This is a genomic window from Micromonospora sp. DT231, from assembly GCF_049847025.1.
GTDB lineage: Bacteria > Actinomycetota > Actinomycetes > Mycobacteriales > Micromonosporaceae > Micromonospora.
Genome location: NZ_JBNCNO010000011.1, coordinates 224,511 through 249,243 on the forward strand (window position 1 = coordinate 224,511; position 24,733 = coordinate 249,243).

Sequence of the window (24,733 nt, forward strand, 5' to 3'; positions counted from 1 at the left end):
GGGGCAAGTCATGACCGCCGAGGCAGGCAGGCGCAGGTACGAGTCGCTGCGCCGGGCGGCGCAAGCGGCAGAGACCAGGGGTGAGATCGCCAGCGCCGCTCGTCGGCTGTTCCTCTCCCGGGGCTGGGCGGCGACCACGGTACGTGACGTGGCGCGGGAGGCCGGGGTCTCGGTGCCGACCGTCTACGCGGTGTACGGGAACAAGACCGGGCTGATCCAAGCCCTGGCCGACGCGGCAGACATCGCCGCGGATCCATCGCAGTCGCTCGCCGAACTGGAAGGGGCCGAGAACGATCCGGTGCGGCAACTCGCGGCGATGGCCGGCTACGACCGGCGCCTCTTCGAGCGCGCCGGTGACGTCATCACGCTCGTGCGCGAGGCGGGCCGCACCGAGCCCGAGCTGGCGAGCGTCTACCGCGACGGCCGTCGGCGGGGGGACGAAACCAGGATCCAGGTGTTCTCGTCCTGGCCGGGCGGCGTACTCCGGCAAGGATTGGACATTCCGTCGGCCGTCGATATCTACGCGGCGGTCTGCAACATCGACGTCTACACCACACTGACCGACGAACGTGGCTGGCAACCCGATCAAGTCGAACGCTGGTGGACCGAGGCCCTGGCCCGCGAACTCCTGACCTGACGTGCCATGAGGCGCCTCATGACAGGCCGAAATGGTACGGAAGATTAAGAGGTAGACGACGCCTACGAAGGCCACGCCACCTTTCGACCGATGCGACTGCGGGAGCCAGCGCCGGCGCCAAGCATGGGTACTGGGCCGGCATTTCACGGTCGGTCGTGGTCGGCGGGCGGCGCGGGCCCGGTTTGGGGGGAGCAGGTTGGGAGCAGCGGGGTGCCCCGGACGGCCTTGAACTGCGCCCAACGGCATCGAACGGCGCTCAACTGCACCCACCCCTGCCTGTGGCTCCACGTTGCCGCAGCTCAGAGGGGGTGCGGCGTCCTATGTCACCGCGGAGTGCTCCGCGGTTCCGGGCGGCAGTCGACGGTTCTCTATGTTCCTTGGTAGGGGAGTGCGCGAAGGTCACGGCGGTAAGGAGGTGCCGGGTGGCACGGCCTTGCAACTGGGAGCAGATTGGGTGCAGGTTGGCGCCCTTCCAATTCATCCCGACAGATCCGTGGTGCCTTCGAGCTCTGCGAAGAGGAGATGCTCCGCACCGTCCAGGGTCAGATGGGCGCTCATCTTGACGCCGGCATGCGCCTGGTGCTCGACCCGATGCGCCACTGCCACCTGACCAACCCCTGGGCATCGGCGGTCGCCGCACCAAGTCCTCTCGCGTGGCTGGTGCGCCCGCTGGGATAGACGATTCGCAGATTGCAGGGAGCATCGGCGCGGGTGGAGGCCAGCACACGGCAGTGCCCGTCGATCCGCGGGGTGCCGATGGCTGCGACGTCCAGCACGAAGATGTTCAACGTGTCGCAGATCCTGGACAACGACTTCCCCCACGCCCGGACCTCTGGGCTGCTGATACTCGCGAAATGCAGTCCGACCGCCGTGAAGGTGTTCCGGTCCAGCCACAACGCCCCCGAGTCGCCGTGATCGCCGAGCACCCCCTGAGGCAATGCGAAGTCGTCGGGAACGACCGAGAACTCGGTGCCGTCCGTGCCGTCGATGGTGCCGCCGGTGACTCCGGTCCGCAGCCCGGACTTGAGCACCTTGAGGCCGACGACGTGCGGGTTGCTACCGGATGCCGGCAGTGGCAGCCCTTCGATGTCGGTGGACACGTTCCGGCTGCGACTGCCGTCCTGCTCGCCGATCGAACTCACGGCGGCATCCAGACCCTGGTCCCAGCGCAGCAGGCGGCCAAGGAAGTTGTTCGGCGGCTCCGGATCGGGCGCAACCGGGTCGGGTTGGATCATCGGATCCATCGTGACCGGCGGATCAGCGACCGCCACGTGCCAGTTCGTCAACGCCAGAGGCCGCAGCGTGCCCCGTTCGAACACGATGGCCCCCAGCGTCCCCGGGTCTCCGGTGCCGGGACCTCCGACCTTGAGGGTTCCGACGTTGATGCCACCGAGGACAGGATCGTGCCGAGAGTGCCGGACATCCACATTCGGTACGGGATTGCTCTCGATGACGTCGACCGGCACCCCCTCGATCTCGTCGGGGAGTTGCTCCGACGGGGTGAGGCGCTGTTGGGCGCGGCGCTCAGGAAGGCGGCCGATGAGCTGCGCCGGTATCACGCCCGCCCCGCCCCTTGCCCCGTTCCGAAGGCCGGAAGTTGAGTACCCGCTGCGCCGGGGGCGATTGGCTCGGGTTGTCACTCGACCTGAAACGTCGCGGTCGATGCGAGTCGCAGGGTGGCCCCAGGTTGAAGTGGGTGGCGTACGCCGGGTTCAAGCCGCCGTTGGTCCAGCCAGGTACCGTTCGTGGAGTACAGGTCGGTCACCGTCGCGGCCCCGTCCGGCGCCGTCGTAACAGCCGCGTGTCGTCGCGAGACAGCGTCGTGGCCGGACAGCGCGGCCGCCGCGGGCGAGCCGGGGTCCCGACCGAGGATCAGGGTTCCTCCGGCCTCGAGCATTGTCTGCCACGGCGGGTCGAGCAACGCGATCGTCAGGACGGTTTCGAGCACGCTGAGGCAGTGAGGGCACATCCGGCTCCCCGCCGGACACGCCGTTCCGCACGACGGACAGGTGATGTCCACGGCGACCGGGTCGATCGGCCGCGGGGTGACGAGGTTGTCGGCCTCGATGACCGCCGAGACGGCGGTGAGGTTCGCATAGCAGTCCGGGTTCCCGCACACGATGTCACCGGAGCCGACCGGTGCGCCGCAGGCGCGGCAGATCAGCCGCTCCATGTCGATTCCCCGACGCCGATGCCGCGGGCCCTCAGATGATCGGCGATCTGGTCGAGCTCGCCGGGCCGTGGGATCCCGACCAGCCACAGCCGGCCGTCGAGTACGCCGGTCTGCAAGCCTGCCCGGACGAGCTGAGCGGCCTCGCCGTATCGCTGGTGGCCCAGCGGGCTGAGGGTGATGACGCGTTGGTTCGCCGAGCCACGCAGTGGGGTGTCGCCGTTGTTACGCCGCTCGACGTACCTACCCGCGACCACGGCGTCGCAGCTTGCGCGCAGCTCTGGCAGTCGTGCGGCACGCGACCAGCCGTATCCCGTGTAGAGCAGGATGTCGATCGGCCTGGTGTGCCGCCAGGTGGCTATCCCGCGGAGGAGCGCGGCGAGCGCGACCGGCTGCTGGAGCGGTTCGCCGCCGGAGATCGTCACACCGTCGATCGGTCGAGGAAGCGACGTGAGCCAGTCGAGCACCTCCTCGACGGGGACCGACCGGTCGGGGCGGCGAGGCCAGGTGTCCTGGGCGAGGCAGCCGGTGCAGGCGAGGGTGCAGCCTTGCAGCCAGATTCCGGCTCTCCTGCCGTATCCCAGGGTGGTGACCGGGTGGTGGAGGCGACTGATCTCGATGGTCGTCATGAGAGCTCCACGGTGATGACGCCGGCCTGACGCCGCCAAGCCGTCATGACGAGCGACGTGGTGTCGCCGGACGCCGGCGCGTCGCCCGCCGGTGCCGCCAGCCGGTCGAACAGGGCGCGGGCCAGCGGGTTGACGAGCGCGGTCTCCAGGGCGGAGCCGATCCCCCGGCCGCCTCGGGACAGGTCGCGCGTGCACTCCCTGAGCACGCGCGCATGGACCGGCTGGTCGAGCGTGACCGACACGTGGTGTTCTTCGCTGAGGCGCCGGAGCACGTTGCCGAATTGGAGTTCGAAGATCTGTTCGGCCGCTTCCGGCCCGATGAAGTCGAACACCACGATGTTGTCGCCGAGGCGGTTGAGCAGCTCGGGTCGACCGAGGACCCGGGTGAAGTGATCCTCGATCGCTGCCCGCACGATCGCCTCGACCTGGTCGTAGGGAGTGCCCGGCGTAGCCGTCGGCGTCAACTGGCCCGTGCCGTCGTCGACGTACATGCCGAGGTTGCTGGTGAAGATCAGGATGCATTCGGAGAAGTGGACAGTACCGCCGCGGCCGTCGGTGAGCCGCCCGTCCTCGAGGATCTGCAGGAACTTGTCGAGGATGCGCGGATGGCTCTTTTCGATCTCGTCGAACAGAATCACCCGAAAGGGTTGCTGACGCACGGCGTTGGTGAGTTCTCCGCCGGCTTCGAAACCGACGTAGCCCGGTGGAGCACCGATCAGCCGATCGCCGGCGTGCTCGGCGGAGAACTCGCTCATGTCGAACCGCAGGTAGGCCGCCTCGTCGCCGAACACCACATGGGCCACCGCCTTGGCCAACTCGGTCTTGCCCACCCCTGTCGGACCGGCGAAGAACAGAACTCCGCGGGGGCGTGACGATGCCCGCGCCGCATGGGCGCCGGACAGGCCGAGAGCGGCGCGTTTGAGGATGTCAAGGGTTTTGGTCACGGCTTGGCGCTGGCCGATGATCCGCTGGGGCAGGGACCGTTCCCCGTCTCGGATCCGGGTGTGCAGGTAGTCGCGGCGCCAGGGATTGTCCAATACCCCGAGCTTGAACGTTCGGGTCGCGTCGGGCCATTGCTCCGGGCTCAGCCCACGATCACGTGCCAGCCTGGTCACTTCGATCATGCCCTGCAGGGTGAGGCCTTCGGACTGCTCGGCGAACGAGCGAGCCCGCTCGTGCAACGTCGCGTCCGGGATCTGGCTGTGCAGCAGCCGGCGGGCGCAGCGTTCGCGATCGCCGTAGTCCGGTCGGGGCAGGCTGATCACGCGGATCCGGTCCTTGCCCGCGGTCAGCCAGGCCGGCAGGTCACTTTCGTTCTCCACCAACCAAATCACCGGGTTGTACAGGCTCTGGGTCCGACCGGATTCGGCCGCGACCGGCCGCGCCGACCGGGCCAGCTTCTCCATGCGGCGCAGGAACTGCCGCTCGGCGTCGTCCGGATCGCTCGGATGCCGCAGCAGGTGCGCCGCTCGGACGATGGCTGCCGCCCGCACATTGGTGCGTGGCTGGGCGATCGCGGCGAGCTGGACGAACAGCGCGCCCAGGTCGGGCGTCGGGCCGCCGGGGCGATACCCGTCGTCGAGGAGGGCACGGGTTGCAGTCGTCACGTCGCTTCTGCCGATCTGGTGCACGGCACCGGAATCGATCAGATCATGATCGAGTACGAACGTGTAGCCGCTCCGGTCCAGCAGCTCACGTATCACGTCGGTGAGGGACAGCAGCCGCACCCCGCTGGGCGTGTCGATGAGGTACGAGTCGTGGGCGTTGCCCCACAACACGTACTGCGACTGGGTCGGCAGTGTCGCGTGCAGTTCGCGGGCGAACGCCGGCCAGCCCGCGAGGTCGTCGATCACCGTACGTCTCCCTCCGCCTCGCGGCCTCTGAGCCGGCGCCGGGGCTCGGTGCGCTGCCGCGGAGCCGTGCGGGGCGTGGGTTCGGCGCCCGGGTGACGCAGCTCGGTGTGCGCGCACGGCAAGCCGGCCTCCCGGAGACTGGCCAGTGCCTGTTCCAGGTCGGCGCACCAGCGGTGCTCGGCTGCCGCGTCGGCGTGGGGGTTCTCGCCGGGTCCGGTCCGGTAGACCATCGACTGCATCCGGCGTGCCCCTGCGTCGACTTTCAAACGCACCAGGTGGTCCGCGTCGTCGGGTCGGCTCACCGCGAGCCTGCCCGTGCTGGGTTGCCCGACGCTGAACTCGGTGCCCACGCTGTAGCCCATCTCGGTCAGCGCGTCCGCCACAGCATCCTGGAGCGCGATCGCCAACGCTCGCTCCTCCATCTCCGACCGCAGTTGCTCAACCTCGTTCAACAATTGGTCGTTGAGCTCCGCCCGGCCGGACACCACGTCGACGAGGCCCGCCCTGGCCCGGTGTAGGGCGCCGGCGTCAAGATCCTGCTGCGCCGCGTACGGTTCCATCGCGTCCAGCAGTTCCGCCGCGACGACGGCGTCCGAGCGACGGACCCGCGCCCGCTTGTTGGCCTCCTGCACCCGCAGTTGCACCTGCCGCAGGCGCGGCCGTCGCTCGTCGGGCCGGCGCCAGACGTCAGCGGCGGCGGCCTCGGCTCTGGCACGATCCTCAGCGGCGGCCATCGGGTGCAGGCCCGCGAGGATGCGCACCACGGCGGCGGCGGGGTCCGAACCACCGCCGGGCAGCGGCTCCGGCTCGTCAATCTCGTCCGCCGCGGTCCGCAGCGCCGCGGCCGACACCGGTGGCAGCAGGTCCGCGAGACCCCGTGCCGCGGTGACCGTCCGGGCGGCGGAGGCCCGCCTGAACACTCCCTCCAGGACCCGGTTGACGTCGTCGCACCAGGCGTCCCAGACCGATTCGGGCGCCGAGTCGGAGGGCCGGGCCAGCGCGGGCTCCGCCGGCAGTCCTTGCTGTGCGAGGGCGGACGCCGCATACGCCGCGTCGACCCGGGCGGCCGCCCGGCGTTCAAGTCGCAGTTCCCAGGCGTGGACGGCCTGGTCCCGCTGCGACTCCTGGGCGGCGACGGCCTGCCGTCGCGCGGTGGTGTGTGCCCGGATCCGCGCGTTGCGGGCGGCTGCCTCGCCTGGGCTCACCTCGAGTAGCCTGCCGAGTGCCGCCGTGGCGCGGATTCCGACGACGGTTGCGGTGCCGATCACGGCCCCCACCGGGAACACCACCACACTGCCAGCGCTCATTCCGCTTCCCTCCCGTTTCGCCGCTGAGTGAGTTCGCTGCCGAGCAAGTCACGGCTTCGTTGTCGACGGACCTGACCGAAACGCCATATCCGGGTGCCGGTCCAGCCGAGATGCACCAGTGGCCCGATGAGCGCGACCATGGCGACGGCCAGTAGTCCTGCCGACCAGAGGAACGGAACGCCGCAGCAGCAGGCCAACGTCAGCACACCGAGCAGCAGCGGCGGAGCGCCGCCCCGGACGCGGTTGGCGCCCCTGCGAAGCGCCGCCCAGCCGGTGGGCACCCGCCGAGCCAGCCACCGCATTCGGTCGAGCGCGGACCAGCGCGGATGGTAGAAGGATCCAGCCCGCACCGCGAAGCCGACCTCGGCCAGGGTGGGCACCAGCCATTCCGCGACGGGGACCGACCAGTGTCTGATCACGAGACGTGGGTCGGGAAGAAGATGGGGCAGGAACACGGGAGCGGCGACGGCCAGCGCCCAGATCAGGGAGGCCGCCGCGGCGAACAATAGGGCCTTCGGCCGTCCGGCCTTGAGCTGCTTCAGTTCCTCGTCGAGAACGCGCTGTCCCCGGGTACGGGCCTCGACGATGCCGGCGCACTCCTGCACGGCGGCGGGGACGACCGTCAACACACACAGCGCGCTGGCCACGTCGGTCACCGGAGGCAGTGCCTCGAACCAGTCCAGGTGCTCGGTAATTTCTCCGCGATCCCGAACCGCGCTGTCCAGCAGCGGTCGCAACCGATCCGGATCGGCGGCGACGCTGAGCAGGACGGCCCGGTGCTCGGTTCGGCGCGCCGCCAGCATCGACGAAGCCTGTGGTGGCAAATCGACCCGGGTGGCGAGCGCGTCGAGGTCCTGTGCCGAGCTCCGCCAGCGTGTGTCCACCTGCACGAGGGCCTGGCCGTCGCCGAAGTCGGCGAGCACCGGCAGGAGCGAGTATCGCCACAGGTCGCGGACCGCCGTGGCCGCACGGCCGTCCGGCTCCCTCACCGCCACAGCCGCCGCATCGGCGAGGTGCTCCGACCCCACTCGCAGCCCCAGGTAGGTCGCCGGTTGCCCCCGGTCCAGCCAGCGCAGCAAATGCACCATTCGCACATCGGGGGTGTGATCCGGGTGGGTCAACGTCTGGTCGATCAGCCGGATCCGTTCGTCGACATCGTCGTCGAACTGCTCCAGCCAGGCGCGCAGCACGCGCCACCCCTCGCCTGGGTCTTTTCGCGTGCCGACGCGTCGCAGGAACATGTCCGCCGCGTCGCTCCAGTGGGCCGCCATCGCGCGCGCGACCTGCGCGCGGGTGCGGTAGGGCACCCCCTTCAGGATCAGCGGCGCGGCACGTGACGTCGAGGCCGGACGGTGCACCTCGGGCGATCCGCCGGACAGCCACCGCCGGACCTGCGCCTCGCCCCACCGATGGTCTGGGTCGCTGACCAGGAGCCCTTCGCAGAGAAGCCGCAGCCGGTGGTCCGCGACACCGTCGACGGATGCGCCCCGGACCGTCACCTCGTGCTGGATGATTCGCTCGTCGAGACCCTCGAACGGGGCTTGGCCGGTGGCCAGTTGTCGGACCACCACACCGACGGCCCACCAGTCGCCCGCCGGGGAGTAGGCGCCGGCGAAACTCTCCGGTGCCGCGTAGGCGAACGTCACGCCGCGGCTGGTAAATCGCACCGATGCTGGACCGAGGTATCTGCTCAGTCCGAAGTCGGCCAGCGCCAGCCGGAGGTCCGGCGGAAGGCTCCGGACCATGATGTTCGACGGTTTGAGGTCGCCGTGCACGATTGTCGCCGAGTGCAGTTCGCCGAGCGCCTCGGTCAGCTCGGCGACCACGTGCCGCAGCAGTTCCGGCGGCATCGGGCGGGGGCTTTGGTCGACGAAGTCCGCCAGGGTGCCAGCCGGTAAATACTCGGTCAGCTCCCAGCGCCGGCCCTCCGCGACACCGAAGTCGATGGGCGTCACCAACCTCTCGCTGCGCAGCCCGATCAGCCGGTCGACCGCGTCCTCGTCGATGACGATCCCCGGCCGGTAGATCTTCAACACCCGGTCGTGGCCCGCCGCGTCGCGCAGCAGAAAGACGTCGGCCTCCGCGCCCGCCGGCAACGCCGCGATCACCGACCAGCCCGACACCCGGTCGGGCAGCCGCAGCAGACCGGCGGTCACCGGTACGGCCACCCCGGACTCGGCCGGGTGCTCCCGGCGTGTGGCGGGAACCTGTGGCCCGGGGTCGACGGCCTGATCGGCCTCGCGGCGCGTCGGCGGCACGTCACCCTCGGCAGGCGGTCGCGGGTTCACCTGCCGCCTACCGCCCGCTCGATCGCGTCGTGGCGTGGTGACCCGTCGCGCTCGCGCCAGCTCTGCTCATTGTGAATCCCCTATGGACAGCGGGTGCGAACCCACGGACACCGACTGATGACCGGCGGCCAGCGTGGTCTCAAGCTCGCGCAGAAACGAGTCGATCTCATCCGCGATCCGTTCGGTCCCCAGTCGTTTCACGCGTACGTAGAGCACCCACGCCAACGGCCCGAGGATGGGGACAACAACAGCTACCACGACACCGCCCACGATCCAAACCGGGCTCGCACCGTGACGACTGAATGCCCACGGAAGCAACAGGGAGGGGAGAGTGGCGGTCGGAAGTTCAAGCGAGATGAGGAATATGAAGAAGCTTTCCATCGACTTGATCTGGTTGACCCAGCCTCGCCGAGTCTCCTCGCGCAGACCGTTCATCGCCTCCTCGAGGCGCCCGTGCAGCCACGCGGTCTGATCGCGCTCCAGGCGGGACAACGGCAAGGATCGGGAGGCCGAACGTTGCCGGTACTGTGCCATCACCCGGAGGGCGCGGCCGCCGGCGGCCTCACCGCGGACCGTGACAGCCGGCGGCCACTGCCGTGCAGCCTGCTCAAGGATGACGTAATAGCCACCAAAAATCGGCACGGCCATAAACACCAGGACAAATGAGATCAGAAAGCTGAGGCTTTCGTCGGTCGCATTGGGGGCCACCAGCACGCCAAGAATCAGTCCCAGGATGAAAGTCATCGCCATGCCCTGCCCCAGCAGCATGGCTGCCGGGTTCGCTACCAAGATGGCGCGTTCGAACCTGTTCAAGGATTCCGCCAGATGCAACGCTGCAGCTAGTAAGACAACAGGCAACAGGGCGACGAAAAAGACAAACAGTGCGTAGGTCTGCAAAAACCCGAGAGGCGAATCCGATTCTGATTCGTTTGCTTGTGAGTAGTACGGAACGGTGGCGAGGATCGCTGGTCCGACCGCAGCGGCGAGAATCCTCGTCAGCCGTCCGGAGACTCCGGACTTCTTCGCGGGCTCCTCGGGCGGAATCCAGGTCGGGCGGACGTGCGCCTCCAGCGCCTCGATCAACCGGATGACGTCGAGGCGGAAGGTGCCGTGCCGGATACGCTGCGACTGGCGTGCCGAAAGGTCACGCATGTCCGCCGGAAGGTCATCCGCCACCGGGACAGGGGTCTCGCCCAGCAGGACCGGGACGACAACCATGCCCGGTAGCCGCAACGCCTCCGCGATCTCCCAGCGGACCCAGTCCTTTGCCGGCCGGGTCGCCCGATGCCGGGTCTCCGCCAGCCAGCCGGGACCGATGATGGCGATCAGCACCTCGGCGTCCCTCAGCCGGTCCCGGAGCTGGCTGGGGTACCGCTCGCCGACGGGGATTGACTCCACATCCAGGAACACCTCGGTGTCCCCGAAGTGCCGCCGGAGTCGGTCGGCGAGCGCCTCGACCAGAGCGGGTTCGCTGTCGTCGCCGGCCTCACGGAAGTGGCGGCGATAGTTCATGAAGATGCCGCTCATGCTCACCCGATCCGTCGGGTGGAATCGTCGGCCGGCCCAAGGCCGTACGCGTCGGCTCGTGCCGCCGGGGTCAGGACCTCGGTGAGCCGGGCGGTCAACGGTGCGACCGTGGGGTCCTGGTACCAGCGGGCCAGCAGCCGCCGCAGTCGGCGCAGGTCGGTGCGGATGGTCGCCGAGTCGACCAGTTCGATGCCGTCCAGCACGTCCGGAGCGAGTTCCAGGGCCGCATCGAGGTGGCCGGCGCCGACGTGGGCGAGTAGTCGGCGAACGCCATACCGGGCGCGGGCCCGGCTCGCCGCCGGGCTGATCCTGAGCACCTCCCGATCGAGGATGTGCGCCGCCTCCCGGTACGACCCGAGATCGACAAGCCCCCACCCCTGCACAATCGCCGCCGGATCCGGCATGTTGCCCGACCCGAACACGGGCATCCCGCCGGCCAACTGTCGATGCGCCCGGCCCACCTCCGCCACCGCCGCGTGGAAGTCGTCCGACCTGCCGATGAGGGCGGAGCCCTGAGCGACCCGTTCCAACGCCAGCCGCCGGAGTTGCGGCGGAGCGGCCGCGTCCCTCACCACTGGTGCGACAGCGATCAAGGTGCGTGCCGGATCGTCGTCGTAGAGGGCGATATCTGCCTGACGGATTGCGAACAACCGGCCGAAATCCCCGTCGCCGCCAGCTGCGGCAAGAGCGACAGCAGTGCGGGTCCATTGCAGACAGGCCGCGTCATCGCCGGCCTCCTGTGCCATCCAACCGGTGAACTCGGCGTACCTGGCGGCCAGTCGAAGAATCTCCACGCGTTCGGCCAGCATGCTGACCTCGGCGAGCCCTCGCAGGGTCCGCACCTGCGCGGCGAGGGTCGGTAGCAACACCCGAGGGCTGGTCGTCTGCGCCGCCTGCCGCATACGGCGCAGCAGTTCTTCGAACGGTGACGCACCGTCAACCGGGCGGTCCGGCAGCGTCGACGGAAGCCACGCCGCGGGCAGTGGGACCGGATTCGGGTCCGCTCCCCGGGACGGCGCCACGGCAGACCGGGCTCGCGGAGGCCCCGACGACTGGGAGCTGACCTCCAGGGCCGCGTCGTTGCGGAGGATCATCACCTGCAGCTGTCCCAGGTGCGGGCTGGGAGTCAGCCCCAGCTCGGCGAGCCGGTGGGCCAGATGCCGGTATTCCCGGAGGGCGTCTGCCTGCCTACCGCCGCGGTACAGCGCGACCATCAGTTGCCCGACGAGTCGTTCCCGCAGTGGGTGTTCGGCGACCAACCCCGTCAGTTCGGAGGCCACCGCCTGGTGGTGACTCAGTCGCAGGTGGACCTCCGCCCGCTCCTCCAGGCCGCAGATTCGGCGCTCGTCTAGCTTGGCCGCCCAAGCCTCGATCCAAGAGGTCCGCACCCCGTCGAGCGCCACCGCTCCTCGCCACAGGCTGAGTGCCTCGTCGTACGCGTCGATCGCCTCCTGGTCCTGGTGGCGCCCGCTGAGCCGACGAGCCTCGTCGAGGAGCTTGTCGAAGACCAGCGCGTCGAGGTCGGTCCGGTCGACGTTGATCTGGTAGCCCTCAGGGGCTCCACTGATCGGCTCTCCTCCGACCTCTTCGTGGAGTTGGCGCCGCAACTGCCAGACGCAGTTCTGCAGTTGTCGTCGCGCCGTCGCGGGAGGGTCGTCCCACACCACCCGGACCAACCGATCGTGCGTGACCAGCCCGTTCGGCCTGGTCAGCAGCCCCGCCAGAATCCTCCGCTCCCGATGACCACGCAGGACGACGGGGTGGCCGTTCCGGAGAGCCCGCAGCGGACCGAGCACCGAGAACTTCACTGGGGCCTCCACCCATGGGAGAACTCGAATATACGCGGTCATCTCTCCGACCACCTCGGCAATTCGGGCCGCCCAGACCACCCTGCTCGCTGGCGGAAGGCACTTCTGCGGTAGCGGCATGGTGCCTTCACTCCCTCCACCACGCGTCGACTTTTCCACCTCGACTGAAGCAGAACCGGGCGCGGTATGGGAGCAGCGCATACCAGAACGGTGAACGCGTCGATGCCGGAGAAATTCGGCTCTCGCTTCTGATGGGAACATGCGGCAGAAGAGGGGCGAACGGATGAACGACGACGTCGGGACCTGCGTGTTCTGCGAGATCGGTGACGGCACGGCAACGGCTCTGCGGATTTATGAAACCCCGCAGACGATGGCCTTCGTCCCGCTGCTGCCCGCGGCCGCCGGGCACACTCTGGTGATACCTCGAAGGCACGTGACCGACCTGTGGGCCCTGGCCTCGGAGGACGTCCAGCCGCTCATGGACACCGTTCTCGACGTGTCCCATGCCATCAGAGAGGCACTCGCGTCGGACGGACTGAACCTGATCATCTCGGCCGGCCAGGCTGCCTCACAGACGATTCCGCACCTTCACATACACCTGGTTCCCCGCTGGCACGGGGATCCGATCCAGACCATCTGGCCGGCGCGGGCACCCACAATCGACAGCGCCCGGCTAGAGCAGACCGCTGAACGGATCCATGCCGCCATGCCGCCCCGTTCCCGGGCGCCTCCGCCCGCAGCAGGGGGACGACAAGTCGGCCAGGTCTGACACCCGGACCATGACGGTCATCCGAGCCTCGCCACGCGGGTAAGGCCGCCGACCGCGTACGGGAAATGCGGCGGTGGCCGGTCCGTCCAGCGCCTCCGCGGATCTCAACGTTTGCCCTATGCGCTGGCCGCTCAACGACGATCGCCAGCGGAAAGGTACAAGGACCGAACCAATTTGCGAATGCCCGGCCGTATGACCAGGCACCAAGGGAGAAACCCGTGAAACTCAACCGAAAAGTCCTGCACGGACTCGTCACTGCCGTCACCGCCTGCACCGCCACGCTGATCGCCTTCCCCGAATCGGCGTCGGCCGGGGTCGAAACCAACTGCACGGTCCGCTACGGCGGTCCGGTTGTCCTGTACTACGGCCAACAGCAGCAGGGTGCCTCCATCTGCCTCAACGGCTTGATCAACGACATGAAGAGCCCGGCCCTCTACTTCGGGCCGTCCGGGTCCGGCCACGGCACCCGGGTTTGGAACAACGCCGGCTCGGCGTCGAACTACGACACGAGGTGGCGGCCGGTGATCTGGTCCGAGCCCGGCATGACTGGCGCGGCGTACCAGCTGGGCGTCTGCTGCGATCAGGGTAGTGCGCCGTACAGCCTCGCCGGTCTCACCAACAACAACCGGTCGCTTTCCTGGTCCGCCAACTAGCCGTCATCCAGACACGTCAGACCCTCGTGGCACGTGACGCCGCCAGCCCTGCCGCGGCGGCGTCACGTACCACCGACAGCAGCCGGGGGCAGCGAACATGGCATCGCACGGACGAAGAACCGCCCGATGGGGCGCACTCATGCTGCTGCTCGCGACCGCGGCGGCTTGCTCTCCCGACCCGGACGGCACAGGTGACCATGGTGGCGTGGGTGGGATCACGATCACCAGTCCACCCGCGGTCCCCGAGATGCGCAGCGCCGACGGTGTTGCGGGACTGGTTCTGCCCATCGAGGCGTACCGGCTCGACGGCGAGCAGCGCGTCGCACTGAACCGGGCTCGATCCATCCTGGTCGAGGACTGCATGCGACGCTTCGGGATCGATCGCGGACATCCCGCTGCCACCGGCGGCGCGGGCCCTGAGCGGATGTCGCGCCGGTACGGCGTCACCGACCCGGCCGTCGCCGCCAGGTGGGGGTACCACCTCGCACCGGGTGAAGGCACCATCGCCCGCACAGAGCCGGGTGCCGCCGTGCCACCCGCCGAAATGCTCGTCTGGACCGGCAGCGAGGACGGCCGCCCGGCACTGGCCGGCCAGCCCACCCGCACCTACCAGGGGCACGAGGTGCCAGCGGGCGGCTGCGCGGGCGAGGCGGGCCGCAAACTGCAGCTCACGAGCCCTGAGGACATCGCCGAGCACCTTGTCACCTCGATCGACTTCAACGCTTTCGACCAGGCGCGGGCGGACAACCGGATGCGCCAGGTGTTCGGCAGATGGTCTGCGTGCATGCACGAACAGGGCTTCAACTACGTCGACCCGTTGACTGCTGCGGCAGCCGCGGATCTGCGGCCGGCCACGCCCTCATCCGCCGAGAAGCGGACCGCGACCGCGGACGTCGCGTGCAAGACCCGTAACAACGTCGTGGGCGTCTGGTTCTCAGTCGAGTCCGCGTACCAGACCGCGATGATTCAGGCGCACGCCCAGGATCTGCGCGCCGCCCAGCAGAGGATCGCGGTCGTGGTCCGGAACGCGCAAGCCGTGCTCGACCACCTCGGCGGGTGATCAGGCGCGGAATACCAAAACTAGGTCTGATCCCCGCAGCACTCGGACGGCGACCGCGAACCCTGCCGCTGGCCAGCGCGGAAACGTTCGCGGCGCCGCTCGATGGCACGCTGTCCACTCATCGGCCCTGTCGGCCGGGTGAGCGTCGCGAAGCACGGCGGTGATGGCACAAGGCGCGGTCACCAGGGCGGTGATCTCTTCCCGAAGGAGTCGGCGTCGGCGTTCTCCGTAGGGACGAGGGCGGTGCCCGCTTCTGCCGGTGTGCGGATGTTGCCCGCCGGCTACCTCCGGCCGGCTTCTTCTGCAGTTGCACCCCGCGTGTGGCCCTCACGCTGACCGGCACCATTCGGTTCCACGGTCATAGGCAGGACTGCGTCGACGATCGTGGCCGCCTGTGCACCCAGCGTTCGGCCCCACACGCGGTATCCGGCTGGGCCGGGATGGAAGCGATCCGAGGCGAAGAAGTCGTCTCGATCGATGGGCAAGTGCCCGACCGGCAGGTGGAACACGCCCGTGTCCCGTCGAGCGAGGCGCGCGAGTTGACGGTCCAGCCGGCGCGCGTGGGTCCCCAGCAGCAGCCGCACCGGCGCAGGCAGGGCGGGAAAGCGGTGCACGGGGGGCAGCCCAGCCAGAAGCACAGGGATCGGGGCACCGAGCCGACGCCGAATCACCGCCACCAGATGCTCGACGTCGCGCCGAAACCGGCCGGGTCGCCGCAACCGGACCGCGTCGTTGACCCCCACGACCACGAGGACCAGGTGTGGGCTCCAGCGCGTGTGTGGATCGGTGATGCCGTCCACCAAGTCTCGTCGGATCGTTCTGGCCGTGGCTCCCGATCGTGCCACGACCCGCCAGGACAGGTGCCGCCCGGTCAGCGCGGCGAGTGCAAACGCAGTCTGACCGGCCAAGGCCGCCTGATGGTCGGGCGCACCGACCCCGGCTGCGGCGGAGTCGCCGAGCACGGCCAGCCGAAGTGGCTCTCCGTCGCCGGCCACCGTTCCCCAGTCATCTCCGTGCGCTTCGGCAAGTCGCGGGATCCGTGCTCGGAACTGTCGTGGCCCCAACATCCAATCGCCTCCCCCTTATAACACCGTTATGCCAATAACACCGTTATGATGAGCTCATGTCAAGGGCAAGCAGCGATCCGCGGCAGGAACTCGTCGAAGTCGCCGCTCGGCTGCTGACCGAGCAGGGGCCCCGGTCACTGTCCGCGCGAGCACTAGCACGCGAGACGGGCACCTCCACAATGGCCATCTACACGTACTTCGGCGGCATGCCAGGCCTGGTACGGGCCGTCATCCGGGAGGGCTTCGCCCGGCTGGCTGACCGGCTGGCGACGGTGCATGCCAGCGACGACCCAGTCGCCGACAGCTTCCAGTTGGCCATCGCGTACCGGCAGTCCGCGCACCTGGCACCCCACCTGTACGCGGTGATGTTCGGCGGCTCAAGCATCGCCGGGTTCCAACTTTCAGAAGAAGACCGGCGCATCGGCCTCTACACGCTGCGCGTAGCTAGGGATACCGTCCCCCGATGCATCCAGGCAGGCCGGTTCCGTCCCGCAGACCCCTGGTCCGTCACCCGGCGCATGTGGTGTCAGCTGCACGGACTGGTCAGCCTCGAACTCGCCGGCCACCTCACCCCAAACCACCCGTCTGATGACGAGTTCCGCCAGTACCTACGGGACCTTGCGGTTGGAGCCGGCGACACACTCGAGCAAGCCCAGGCATCGATAGCGATAGCCCTGGACAGAGCGCACAACACCTGACGACAGCCCGCCGCGCCAAACACCGGCGGGCAGAAGCAATCCATCGCGAGAACGTCCGTCAACCGCACCCAGCGGGGGAGACGGAGTGTCGGTCGCCGGGCGGCTGCGAGCACCGCGCCCATGACGACTACAAACGCCGCCGAGTTGGCCGCGGCTCCGACCGGCCGACCGAGCTGCTCCGTGTACGTCGGCGTCCACCATCAAAGTGGGGCTTCGATGGTGGACGTGGACGTGGCGTCAGGCGACGACGATTACCGTTTTGCCGAGCAGCTTGCCGTTGCTTGCATCCTGGTGGATGGTCGGCACTTCCTCCAGCGGTCGGCGGTCGGCGATGTGCAGCTTGAGTACGCCGTTGTCGATACGGGAGACGAGGTCGGCCAGGTGGGAGGCGTCGGGGCCGACCCACACGCCGGCGGTGCGTACCGAGCGTGCCTCGTCGGCCGGCACCGGGCCGGCGGAACTGACGACGATGCCGCCGTCGGCCACGTAGGGGGTCAGCTTCGCGAGATCCTCGGGAGCCAGGCGTACGTGGTTCACCACCACGTCGAAGGGACCACCGACAGCGGCCGGGCCTGCGGCGAGGTCCAGCGGGTCGACGACCTTCTCCGCACCGTAGCCGTTCAGGCGGTCCGCATGCTGGGGGCCGTCGACGGCGGTCACCTTCGCGCCGGCTTCGACGGCGAGCTGGACCACGATGCTTCCCACCGCACCGCCTGCCCCGTTGACGAGAACGGTCTGGCCGGCCTTGATCCCGGCGAGCTCGACTGCCGCTTGGCGAGCGGCCAGCCCGGTCAGGGGTAGTGCGGCGGCGTCGGTCAGCGGGATGCTGCGGGGCGCGGCGGTCACCAGGTCGGCGGCCACGACCGCGTACTCGGCGGCTCCGCCGTGCTCGTGCAGCGGGAACATGGCGATGATCGGGTCGCCGACCTGCAGTCCGCTGACCTGGTCGCCGAGCTCGGCAACGGTGCCCGCGACGTCGAGGCCGGGGGTGATCGGCAGCGGGGTGGGGATCATCTCAGCGAGGACGCCCAGCCGGATGTGGTCGTCGACGGGGTTGAACGAGGTGGCCACCACCTTCACCAGCACTTGGCCGGCACCGGGGACCGGACGCTCCACCTCCTCCTGGCGCAGGACCTCGGTGCTGCCGAACTCGTGGTAGCGAATTGCCTTCACTGCACTCTCCTCATGGTTTCGGGGTGTCGGATCCGTGGCGAACGGGGGAATCTCCGGACGCCGCGACGCCGCCGCACTTGCCTGGGCAACTGTGAACGAGTGTGCTTAACTTGCCTAGGCAAGTCAAGGTGCGCGGCATCACAGGGGCCGGCCGGGTCAGTGCCTGCCTCTGAGCAGCGAAAGGCATCTGGGTGCCAGGTTGCCCAGTCAAGTAAGCTGCGCGTATGACCGGCACCCCCCATTGGCTCGACGACGAGCAGCAAAAGCTGTGGCAGGACCTGCGCACCGTGGTCGTCGCGCTGCCCACGCTGCTGGACCGCCAGTTGCAGCGGGACGAGGGCATCTCGAACTTCGAGTACAGCGTGATGGCTCGGCTGTCCATGACCGAGACGCACACGATGCGGCTCAGCGACCTGGCCGCGCAGTGCGACAGCACGCAACCACGGCTGTCCAAGCTGATGGTCCGTTTCGAGCAGCAGGGGTGGGTCACCCGGTGCCCTGACCCGCACAACGGCCGGTACACCCTCGCGACCCTGACTGACGCCGGACTGCGTAAAGTCGAGGACAGTGCCCCGGCTCACGTCGAGCGGGTCAGGCAACTGGTGTTCGACCCACTCAGCGCTGCACAGCAACGCCACCTCGGCGCCGCGCTCTCCCGCATCGCCGCTCTGGTACGCGAGCAACTCGACAACCGGTGAACGACGCCCACCGAACTGAGCTCGATACCTCAGCCGAGTCGACGCGGCGCACGCCAGGGATGGCATCCGGTATGTCCTGAGCTGGGGCCACTGACTCGCCCGCTATGGCTGCCCAGGGTGTCAGAGCAGCGCGTTCTCGTAGGCGAAGATGACGGCCTGTACCCGGTCGCGCAGCCCCAGCTTCGTCAGCAGGTGCGACACGTGTGTCTTGACCGTCTGTTCCCCGGCGGCCGTAGGCGTGCTCCCCGGTCGACCGATGTGGCCGTGGGAGCCAGCGCAGGTGCTATCCAACGCACTGGGCTGACAGCTCACGATCGGTGGGCGGCCGGGTGCGAGCCCGGGTGGGGGAGCAGGCCGGGAGCAGCAGGGTGCCTTGAACGGCCTTGAACTGCGTCCAACGGCGCCGATCGGCGCTCAACTGCCCCCACCCTGCCTGCGGCTCCACGTTCCCGCAGTTCAGAAGCGGTGCGGCGTCCTGGTTCCCGCGGAGCGGCCGGCGCGGCACCAGTGCCGTTGCAGCATAGTCAGACAATCTTTATATTGGCGATTATGTCGAAGGCCATGCGAGAACCGACGTTCTGGATCCTGACCGCACTGGTCGATCAGCCACGGCACGGGTACGGCGTGATCCAGACGGCCGAGGCGCTCTCCGAAGGCCAGGTCAGGTTGCAGGCCGGCACCCTCTACGCGGCGCTGGACCGGTTAGCGGCCCAAGGACTGGTCGCGATCGACAGAGAGGAGACCGTTGACGGGCGTCCTCGGCGCTACTACCGCCTCACCGACGCCGGCGCGGCGGCACTCGCTGAGGAGACAGCGCGATTGGCCCACAACGTTCGCACCGCATCACGGCGGCTGAACGCCACGCGGCCTGGCCCGGCGTTCGCATGAGCCGCCGCCTCGCCACCACATATCGCCTGCTGCTGCACGTCTACCCGAAGGGGTCACGTCGCGAAGAACTGGCAGACACGCTGCTCATGGCCGCCGAGGCCGGACACGTCCGGCCCGCCCCTACTGAGACGCTCAACCTGCTTCGGCAAGGCATGCGGACCCGACTTGGTCGCCCACTCAGCAGAGGCGTGGTCGTGCTGGCAATCGTCGCCTCAATTTTCTCCGGCTTTCTGAGCGCGTCGCTGGCGAACCGTATTGGTTGGGAGGCGGTGCCGGCGCTTCCAACCGGCGCAGCGTGGACCCAGCTCGCCCAGATGCTCACCCCAGGCTTGTCGGCCCAGTCGTCCGGAAGGTCGGACGACCCCTTCCGCAACAACGGTGGTGAGACCGATGCGGCGTCGCTCAGCTACCGCACCGAGCGAACGCCCGCGACCGAGGACGTCGATGCCTATCTAGCCGGCCTGCAGCAACGCCTGGAGGCGGCCGGCTGGCGCGTCACCGACACCTACTCGACCAGCCCGACCTACATCGAAACCGGCGCCCCGCAAAACAACTCGCAGGCGTTGACCGCACGCAACGGCGCACTCGTGCTGTCCTTCGAGGACTACTTCGACGCAGCGTACGCCGAAGGCGGGCTCAGGGTCTCGATCTACCGGGCGGAACCGCTGTGGCTCACCGGTTCGACGCTCGCCGTCGGCCTGCTCGGTATGCTGGCCGGCTGGCTGCTAGTCGGCTGGGCCAGCCGCCGTCTCGAGCACCGTCCGTGGGCCACTCCTCTCGCGGCCACCGCCGCCATTGGCGGTCTCGTCATGCTGATCCCCGCCTGGCTGCTCGGTAGTCTGCAATTCCTGGGCGCACTGTCCGACACGGCCGTGCCTGACTCGCCGTTCTGGCGTGGCCTGGTGCCCACCGACGAGTTTGGCGGCCTGGCCTACCCCGCCGGGGCGGCGATAACAGCAGCCATCGCCGTGGCCGTGCTCTGCCCGCCCCGCCTCGGCCCGGCCCGGCCCGCACTCGCCACCGATCCGGGCTCGGCCAGTAATCTGACCCACGAGGCCAACCTCGACCAAGATCAGAAGTAGCCGCCGACCGGGCGCGGCGTACCGGTGTCGTATCCGAACGAAACCGCAACGCCGCCGGTCGTCGTCCGGACTCCGCCGCGGTAGGAATCGGGTCGGCGGGCCCACACGTACAAATCGAAGCCTTTGTCGGCGATCGCCCGCGCCATCGGTGCGCCTTGGTCGCCGAGGCCGATGAAACCGACGGTCATCGCTTCAGCAGACCGTTGGCAACGTCCCACAGGCGAGCGGCGTTGTCGGCGTCTACGGCCCACGCGGCGACACCCTTGCCGAACATCTCTGGCGGGGCGGTCAGGGTCGGGGACTCGTTGCAGTCCTCGAAGTAGCGGCCGCCGACGCCGTCGAGCAGCGGGGAAGCGGCGAGCAGGACCGAGGTGGCCGCGCCCTGTGGCGGGGTCTTGCGCAGGTGTTCGGGTGTGCGCAGGCCGCCGGTGTGCTTTTGCAGGCCGGTGGCGATCGCACCGGGGTTGAGCGAGTTGGCGACGATGCCCTCGGCGTTCCACCGGCGAGTGGCCTCGACGGCGAGCAGGACGTCGCCGGTCTTCGACTGGCCGTAGGCGGTCCAGGGGTTGTAGTCGCGGTGGACGTAGTCGATGTCGTCGTAGGCGATGTCGGACATGAAGTGGGCGTTGGAGGAGACCGACACGATCCGTGCCTCGCTGGCGGCCGCCAGGACGTCGTGCAGGCCGACGGTCAGCGCGAAGTGGCCGAGGTAGTTGGTGCCGAACTGCAGTTCGTGGCCCTGAGCGGTGAGCCGCCGGTCGGGTACGGCCATGACGCCGGCGTTGTTGACGAGGATGTGCAGCGGGCCCTGCCAGGCGCGGGTGAAGGCGTCGACCGAGTCGAGGTCGGCCAGGTCGAGGGGGACAACCCGAATGTTGCCCGGCGTGCTCTCGGCGACCTGTCGGCCCGCGTTCACGTCGCGGGTCGCGATGGTGACCTCGGCGCCGGCCGTGGCCAGGGCACGCGTCGTCTCGCGCCCGATGCCGGTGGCGCCGCCGGTCACGATGGCGCGTTTGCCGGTGAGGTCGACTCCGGCGAGAACCTCGTCGGCGGTGCTCTCGAACCCGAATGGGGTGGTAATCAGATTGGACATGTCAAGGACGGTACGGCCGTGCGGGCGGACATACCTGGGGTTGTCGTTCATAGGAACGTGGCGCGCAGTTTCGCCAGTTTCGACTCCGACTCGCTGCCGGAGCGGGCGTGATGGATGACGAGGAACTGGGCGTCGGTGCCGGTGATGTGCAGCCGCTCGTACATCAGCTCAAGGTCACCCACGGCCGGGTGGTGCAGGGTCCGAACGCCGGCGGCAGTCTCCCGCACGTCCTGCCGGTCCCAGATGGCACGAAAGTCGTCGTCGGTGGTGCGCAGCTCCTCCACCAGATCCTGGAGCTGCTCGGAGCCGGCGTCCGCGCCGAGGACGAGTCGGGCGTTGGCGACGACCTCGGCGACCACCGCGGACCACTGGTCGTACATTGCACGGACCGTGGGGTCGGTGAACGCCACCCGCAGCAGGTTGGCTCCTTCGGACTGGCCCGGGAACAGCGCCCCGGCGAGCGGGTTGGCGGCCAGGACGTCCAGGTATTTGCCGTGGGCGAAGGCGGGCACCTCGTGCAGCCCCTGGATCAACAGGCGGATGCCCTCCGGCAGTTGCTCGCGATCGTCGGAGGCGGGGGTGGTCCGGGGCTGGTCGGCGAGCTTGCGCAGGTAGCTCGCGCCGTCCTCGTCCAGTTGCAGGGCACGGGCGAGCGCATCGACCACCTGCGGCGACGGGCTGTCGTTGCGGCCCTGCTCCAGACGTACGTAGTAATCGGGGCTGATCGAGGCCAGCTTCGCCACCTCCTCGCGACGCAACCCGCGGACGCGCCGCAGCTTGCCGTCGCGTTCGACGGGACGTAGGACAGCGCGCCGCGCGCGGAGGAAGTCACCCAGGGGCGTCGGCTCTGGCACGGGAACAAATCTACCTATGACCGAGCCGCTTCGTACGGCTCGTACCGGCTTCACCGTTGCCTGCCGGCGCGTCACCCCCGGGGGGCACTCAATCGGACATATCGCGCCGGACGATGAATAGCCTGGTGCCTACGGTCGCGGGGAGGGCGGGTCAGGGGTCGCGGTGGTGGAGGAGGAGGGCGCCGAGGAGTAGGGACGCGGCGGACCAGGCGGCCAGGACGGCGAGGCCCGCCCAGGGGCCGATCGGGAGGTTATCCAGGTCGGTGGTGGCCTGGATGGCGAGGCCCGACGTCATCGGCGCGAACCGGCGCAGCGTCCGTTGCAGCTCCGGGTCGTTGATCACCGCCGCGACGAGCGGCACGGTGTAGAGCAGGGCGAACATCGCCCCCGCCGAGGCCGCCGAGTCTCGGATCGCTGCGGCGACGCCGAGCGCGAGCAGCCCGACCAGCACCAGATAGAGCACCGACCCGACGGCCGCCCGCAGTGTCGGACCGTCGGCCAGCGACGGCGCGGCGATGCCGTTGCCGGGCAGGATCGCCCGGCCGGCGGCCACGCAGCCGAGCACGGCGACGGTCCCGGCGGCCAGGGTCAGGCCGCTGATCAGGACCGCCTTCGCGGCCAGCACCGCTATCCGGCGGGGCGCGGCGGTGAACGTCGTGCGGAGCAGGCCCGTGCCCTGCTCGCCGCCGATCGCCAGCACGGCCAGCATCACGACGACAGCCTGGCCCAACTGCACCCCGGCCAGGCTCAGCGCCGCCGGATCGAAACCGCATCCACCCACCTTGCAGCTCGCCGCGGCGACCGCGAACAGGCTCACCAGCACCGTCGCCACCACGATGCACGGCAGCAGCCAGCGGGCGGCCGGCTCGGTCCGCAGCTTCGTCCACTCGGCGTGCAGCGCCCGGCTCACGCCGTGCCCCATGTGCGTTCGCTGCGGGGCTCGCAAGCTCGCTCCTCGCTCACGCGTCGCTCCGGCGCAGCCGCGCGGCCGCCAGGCCGAGGGCCAGCGCGGCGTACCCGGCCATGACGGCGAGGCCACCCCATGCCGGCAGCGGGTAGTAGCCGGACCCGGGTGTGTAGTTCGCCACCACGTGCGCATACTCGGGCGTGACCTGCTGGATCGCGAAGGCCGCGGCGGGGGTCAGCCGCAGCAGCCATTCGGACGCCGCGGTCGGCAGGCCGCCGATGATCACCGCCAGGTACGGCAACACCACTACCGCCACCGCGATGCCGACCGCCGCCAACCCGCGCCGGAGCAGCACGCCGAGCCCCAGGGTGAGCAGCGCCGTGCCAGCAACCAGCAGACCGGCCTCGACGGCCACCCGCGCGATGGTCGGCAGCGGCAACCCCGGCTGCCGGAAGCCGTTGTCCCGCAGCAGATCCCAGGCGAGCGGGATGACCAGCGCGGCGGCGGCCGTCCCGGCGACGAAGGTGACGGCGCCGAGCACGACGGCCTTCGCCGCCAGGACGCGACCCCGCCGTGGGCTCGCCAGCAGCGTCACCCCGATCAGGCCCCGCCTGAGTTCGGTCGAGACGTTGAGGGCGGCCACCACGATCACCACGATCAGGCCGATGACCAGTCCGATCAGTACAAGCAGGACAGCGGGCCCGGCTTCGCCGGTGAGTGGTGCCATGTCGCCGTTGCCGGACAGGGTCATGACGCCGCCCGCCTCCTCGACGCTGCCCGGGTGGTGCGGGGCGCCGTCCAGGTTCGGCTTGGCCCCGACGTCGTCGCGGAGCCAGTCGCCGCCGGGCGCGGTGCCGGTCAGCCCGACGTTGTCGAAGGTGGCGGTCGCCTTGGCCAGCCGGGCCTGGGCGGTCCCGCCTCCGACGCCACCATCCACGCTGAGGTCACTGGGTGAGGTGACGAAGAGCCCGATCTCGACGGTGCCTGCCAGCGTCGCGGTGCCCACTCTGGTCCAGGATGCGCCGTCGGTCGACTCCTCTCCGGTGAGCGTGTCACCCGCGCGGGTCAGCCGCAGCCAGCGCGGGGCGTCGGCGGATACGGCGCCTGGTTTGCCCTCGGTGTCGTGGATGAAGTCGTGCTGCATCCGCACGCCGTGCTTGGCGGTGACCATGAGGGCCACATACCGGGATCCCTCGGTGGTGCCGTCCTTGGCGATGACGCCGGCCTTCGCCCACTCCACCAGGCCGGGGACGATCTCGTTGTGATTCGGCGGCGGGTAGGTGATCAGGCCGGTCATCGACGTCACCCGTACCGTGACGGCGCCGTCCCCGGCCAGCGGCTGGTGCACGAAGTAGAACTTGTCCCGCACCGCCTCGCCGTCCGGGCCGACCGGGGGCGTCGGGCACTCGACCTCGACAGTCCCCAGAGAGCAGGACGACAGGCTGTTCGACGCGACGTACAGCCCCAGCAGCACGGTCACCACGGCCGCGGTCACGATGCCGAGCACCCAGCCGCGGACCGTCCGGAACTTGGTCCATTCGGCCCGCACGAGCCGTCCGAAGTCGCTCATGC

The 24,733-nt window shown here is 69.3% G+C and carries 23 protein-coding genes and 1 pseudogene; 8 read left to right on the forward strand and 16 right to left on the reverse strand.

Annotated elements, in window-relative coordinates; genetic code table 11:
- Positions 1-10 precede the first annotated feature (10 nt).
- Positions 11-637: a TetR/AcrR family transcriptional regulator gene (locus tag ACPXBU_RS25750; RefSeq protein WP_425759995.1), complete on the forward strand. Its 627-nt coding sequence runs from the start codon at positions 11-13 to the stop codon at positions 635-637.
- 554 nt (positions 638-1,191) lie between these two features.
- Here the strand turns inward: ACPXBU_RS25750 and ACPXBU_RS25755 are convergent.
- From ACPXBU_RS25755 to ACPXBU_RS25790, 8 genes are all read right to left on the reverse strand, one after another.
- A complete protein-coding gene (locus ACPXBU_RS25755) occupies positions 1,192-2,103 on the reverse strand; it encodes a hypothetical protein (RefSeq protein WP_425759997.1) in 912 nt (303 codons plus the stop codon).
- A 170-nt stretch (positions 2,104-2,273) separates the two neighbouring features.
- A complete protein-coding gene (locus ACPXBU_RS25760) occupies positions 2,274-2,810 on the reverse strand; it encodes an FHA domain-containing protein (protein WP_425759998.1) in 537 nt (178 codons plus the stop codon).
- The gene (locus ACPXBU_RS25765) at positions 2,798-3,436 is read right to left on the reverse strand and encodes a 4Fe-4S cluster-binding domain-containing protein (protein ID WP_425759999.1); all 639 of its coding nucleotides are present in this window, start codon (positions 3,434-3,436) and stop codon (positions 2,798-2,800) included. Before ACPXBU_RS25765 ends, ACPXBU_RS25760 begins: the two co-directional genes overlap by 13 nt.
- Positions 3,433-5,289 carry an AAA family ATPase gene (locus tag ACPXBU_RS25770; protein ID WP_393362419.1) on the reverse strand — a complete coding sequence of 619 codons (1,857 nt, stop codon included), beginning with the start codon at positions 5,287-5,289 and terminating at the stop codon, positions 3,433-3,435. Before ACPXBU_RS25770 ends, ACPXBU_RS25765 begins: the two co-directional genes overlap by 4 nt.
- Positions 5,286-6,596: a hypothetical protein gene (locus tag ACPXBU_RS25775; RefSeq protein WP_425760000.1), complete on the reverse strand. Its 1,311-nt coding sequence runs from the start codon at positions 6,594-6,596 to the stop codon at positions 5,286-5,288. The genes ACPXBU_RS25770 and ACPXBU_RS25775 overlap by 4 nt, the downstream gene beginning before the upstream one ends.
- Positions 6,593-8,884 carry a protein kinase domain-containing protein gene (locus tag ACPXBU_RS25780; RefSeq protein WP_425760001.1) on the reverse strand — a complete coding sequence of 764 codons (2,292 nt, stop codon included), beginning with the start codon at positions 8,882-8,884 and terminating at the stop codon, positions 6,593-6,595. The genes ACPXBU_RS25775 and ACPXBU_RS25780 overlap by 4 nt, the downstream gene beginning before the upstream one ends.
- Positions 8,885-8,950: 66 nt before the next feature.
- The gene (locus ACPXBU_RS25785) at positions 8,951-10,411 is read right to left on the reverse strand and encodes a toll/interleukin-1 receptor domain-containing protein (RefSeq protein ID WP_425760002.1); all 1,461 of its coding nucleotides are present in this window, start codon (positions 10,409-10,411) and stop codon (positions 8,951-8,953) included.
- 2 nt (positions 10,412-10,413) lie between these two features.
- Positions 10,414-12,219, reverse strand: coding sequence for a BTAD domain-containing putative transcriptional regulator (locus tag ACPXBU_RS25790; RefSeq protein WP_425760003.1), 1,806 nt, complete (start codon positions 12,217-12,219; stop codon positions 10,414-10,416).
- 283 nt (positions 12,220-12,502) lie between these two features.
- Between ACPXBU_RS25790 and ACPXBU_RS25795 the strand changes: the two genes are divergently transcribed.
- The 3 genes from ACPXBU_RS25795 to ACPXBU_RS25805 all read left to right on the forward strand — a co-directional run bounded on the left by ACPXBU_RS25795 (position 12,503) and on the right by ACPXBU_RS25805 (position 14,701).
- Positions 12,503-12,988 carry an HIT family protein gene (locus tag ACPXBU_RS25795; RefSeq protein WP_425760004.1) on the forward strand — a complete coding sequence of 162 codons (486 nt, stop codon included), beginning with the start codon at positions 12,503-12,505 and terminating at the stop codon, positions 12,986-12,988.
- A 218-nt stretch (positions 12,989-13,206) separates the two neighbouring features.
- Positions 13,207-13,641, forward strand: coding sequence for a hypothetical protein (locus tag ACPXBU_RS25800; protein WP_425760005.1), 435 nt, complete (start codon positions 13,207-13,209; stop codon positions 13,639-13,641).
- Between the two features lie 205 nt (positions 13,642-13,846).
- Positions 13,847-14,701 (forward strand): hypothetical protein, encoded by an 855-nt coding sequence (locus ACPXBU_RS25805; protein ID WP_425760006.1) that lies wholly within the window; start codon positions 13,847-13,849, stop codon positions 14,699-14,701.
- A 281-nt stretch (positions 14,702-14,982) separates the two neighbouring features.
- On the opposite strand, the gene ACPXBU_RS25810 is transcribed toward ACPXBU_RS25805, so the two are convergent.
- The gene (locus ACPXBU_RS25810) at positions 14,983-15,768 is read right to left on the reverse strand and encodes an SGNH/GDSL hydrolase family protein (protein WP_425760007.1); all 786 of its coding nucleotides are present in this window, start codon (positions 15,766-15,768) and stop codon (positions 14,983-14,985) included.
- 56 nt (positions 15,769-15,824) lie between these two features.
- Here ACPXBU_RS25810 and ACPXBU_RS25815 point away from each other — a divergent pair, with 56 nt between their 5' ends.
- Positions 15,825-16,466, forward strand: a complete 642-nt coding sequence (locus tag ACPXBU_RS25815; RefSeq protein WP_425760009.1) for a TetR/AcrR family transcriptional regulator — start codon at positions 15,825-15,827, stop codon at positions 16,464-16,466.
- Between the two features lie 237 nt (positions 16,467-16,703).
- Here ACPXBU_RS25815 and ACPXBU_RS25820 read toward each other — a convergent pair whose 3' ends face one another.
- Complete coding sequence (locus ACPXBU_RS25820; RefSeq protein WP_425760010.1) at positions 16,704-17,639, reverse strand: NADP-dependent oxidoreductase; 936 nt, start codon at positions 17,637-17,639, stop codon at positions 16,704-16,706.
- A gap of 224 nt (positions 17,640-17,863) precedes the next feature.
- On the opposite strand from ACPXBU_RS25820, the gene ACPXBU_RS25825 reads away from it, so the two are divergent.
- The gene (locus tag ACPXBU_RS25825) at positions 17,864-18,337 is read left to right on the forward strand and encodes a MarR family winged helix-turn-helix transcriptional regulator (protein WP_425760011.1); all 474 of its coding nucleotides are present in this window, start codon (positions 17,864-17,866) and stop codon (positions 18,335-18,337) included.
- A gap of 120 nt (positions 18,338-18,457) precedes the next feature.
- On the opposite strand, the pseudogene ACPXBU_RS25830 reads toward ACPXBU_RS25825, so the two are convergent.
- Positions 18,458-18,562, reverse strand: a pseudogene (locus ACPXBU_RS25830) (LuxR C-terminal-related transcriptional regulator); the annotation flags it as partial.
- Positions 18,563-18,886: 324 nt separating this feature from the next.
- Between ACPXBU_RS25830 and ACPXBU_RS25835 the strand changes: the two are divergent.
- A complete protein-coding gene (locus ACPXBU_RS25835) occupies positions 18,887-19,225 on the forward strand; it encodes a PadR family transcriptional regulator (protein ID WP_393362383.1) in 339 nt (112 codons plus the stop codon).
- Positions 19,222-20,307, forward strand: a complete 1,086-nt coding sequence (locus ACPXBU_RS25840; protein WP_425760012.1) for a hypothetical protein — start codon at positions 19,222-19,224, stop codon at positions 20,305-20,307. The genes ACPXBU_RS25835 and ACPXBU_RS25840 overlap by 4 nt, the downstream gene beginning before the upstream one ends.
- Here ACPXBU_RS25840 and ACPXBU_RS25845 read toward each other — a convergent pair.
- The 5 genes from ACPXBU_RS25845 to ACPXBU_RS25865 form a co-directional block, all read right to left on the reverse strand.
- Positions 20,298-20,495, reverse strand: coding sequence for an NAD(P)-binding domain-containing protein (locus ACPXBU_RS25845; protein WP_425760013.1), 198 nt, complete (start codon positions 20,493-20,495; stop codon positions 20,298-20,300). The two genes, ACPXBU_RS25840 and ACPXBU_RS25845, sit on opposite strands and share 10 nt — an antisense overlap.
- Positions 20,492-21,400, reverse strand: coding sequence for an SDR family NAD(P)-dependent oxidoreductase (locus ACPXBU_RS25850; RefSeq protein ID WP_425760015.1), 909 nt, complete (start codon positions 21,398-21,400; stop codon positions 20,492-20,494). Before ACPXBU_RS25850 ends, ACPXBU_RS25845 begins: the two co-directional genes overlap by 4 nt.
- A 47-nt stretch (positions 21,401-21,447) precedes the next feature.
- A complete protein-coding gene (locus ACPXBU_RS25855; RefSeq protein WP_425760016.1) occupies positions 21,448-22,254 on the reverse strand; it encodes a helix-turn-helix domain-containing protein in 807 nt (268 codons plus the stop codon).
- Between the two features lie 151 nt (positions 22,255-22,405).
- Positions 22,406-23,200, reverse strand: a complete 795-nt coding sequence (locus ACPXBU_RS25860; RefSeq protein ID WP_425760018.1) for an ABC transporter permease — start codon at positions 23,198-23,200, stop codon at positions 22,406-22,408.
- 13 nt (positions 23,201-23,213) lie between these two features.
- Positions 23,214-24,731, reverse strand: coding sequence for an ABC transporter permease subunit (locus ACPXBU_RS25865; RefSeq protein WP_425760020.1), 1,518 nt, complete (start codon positions 24,729-24,731; stop codon positions 23,214-23,216).
- Positions 24,732-24,733: the final 2 nt, after the last annotated feature.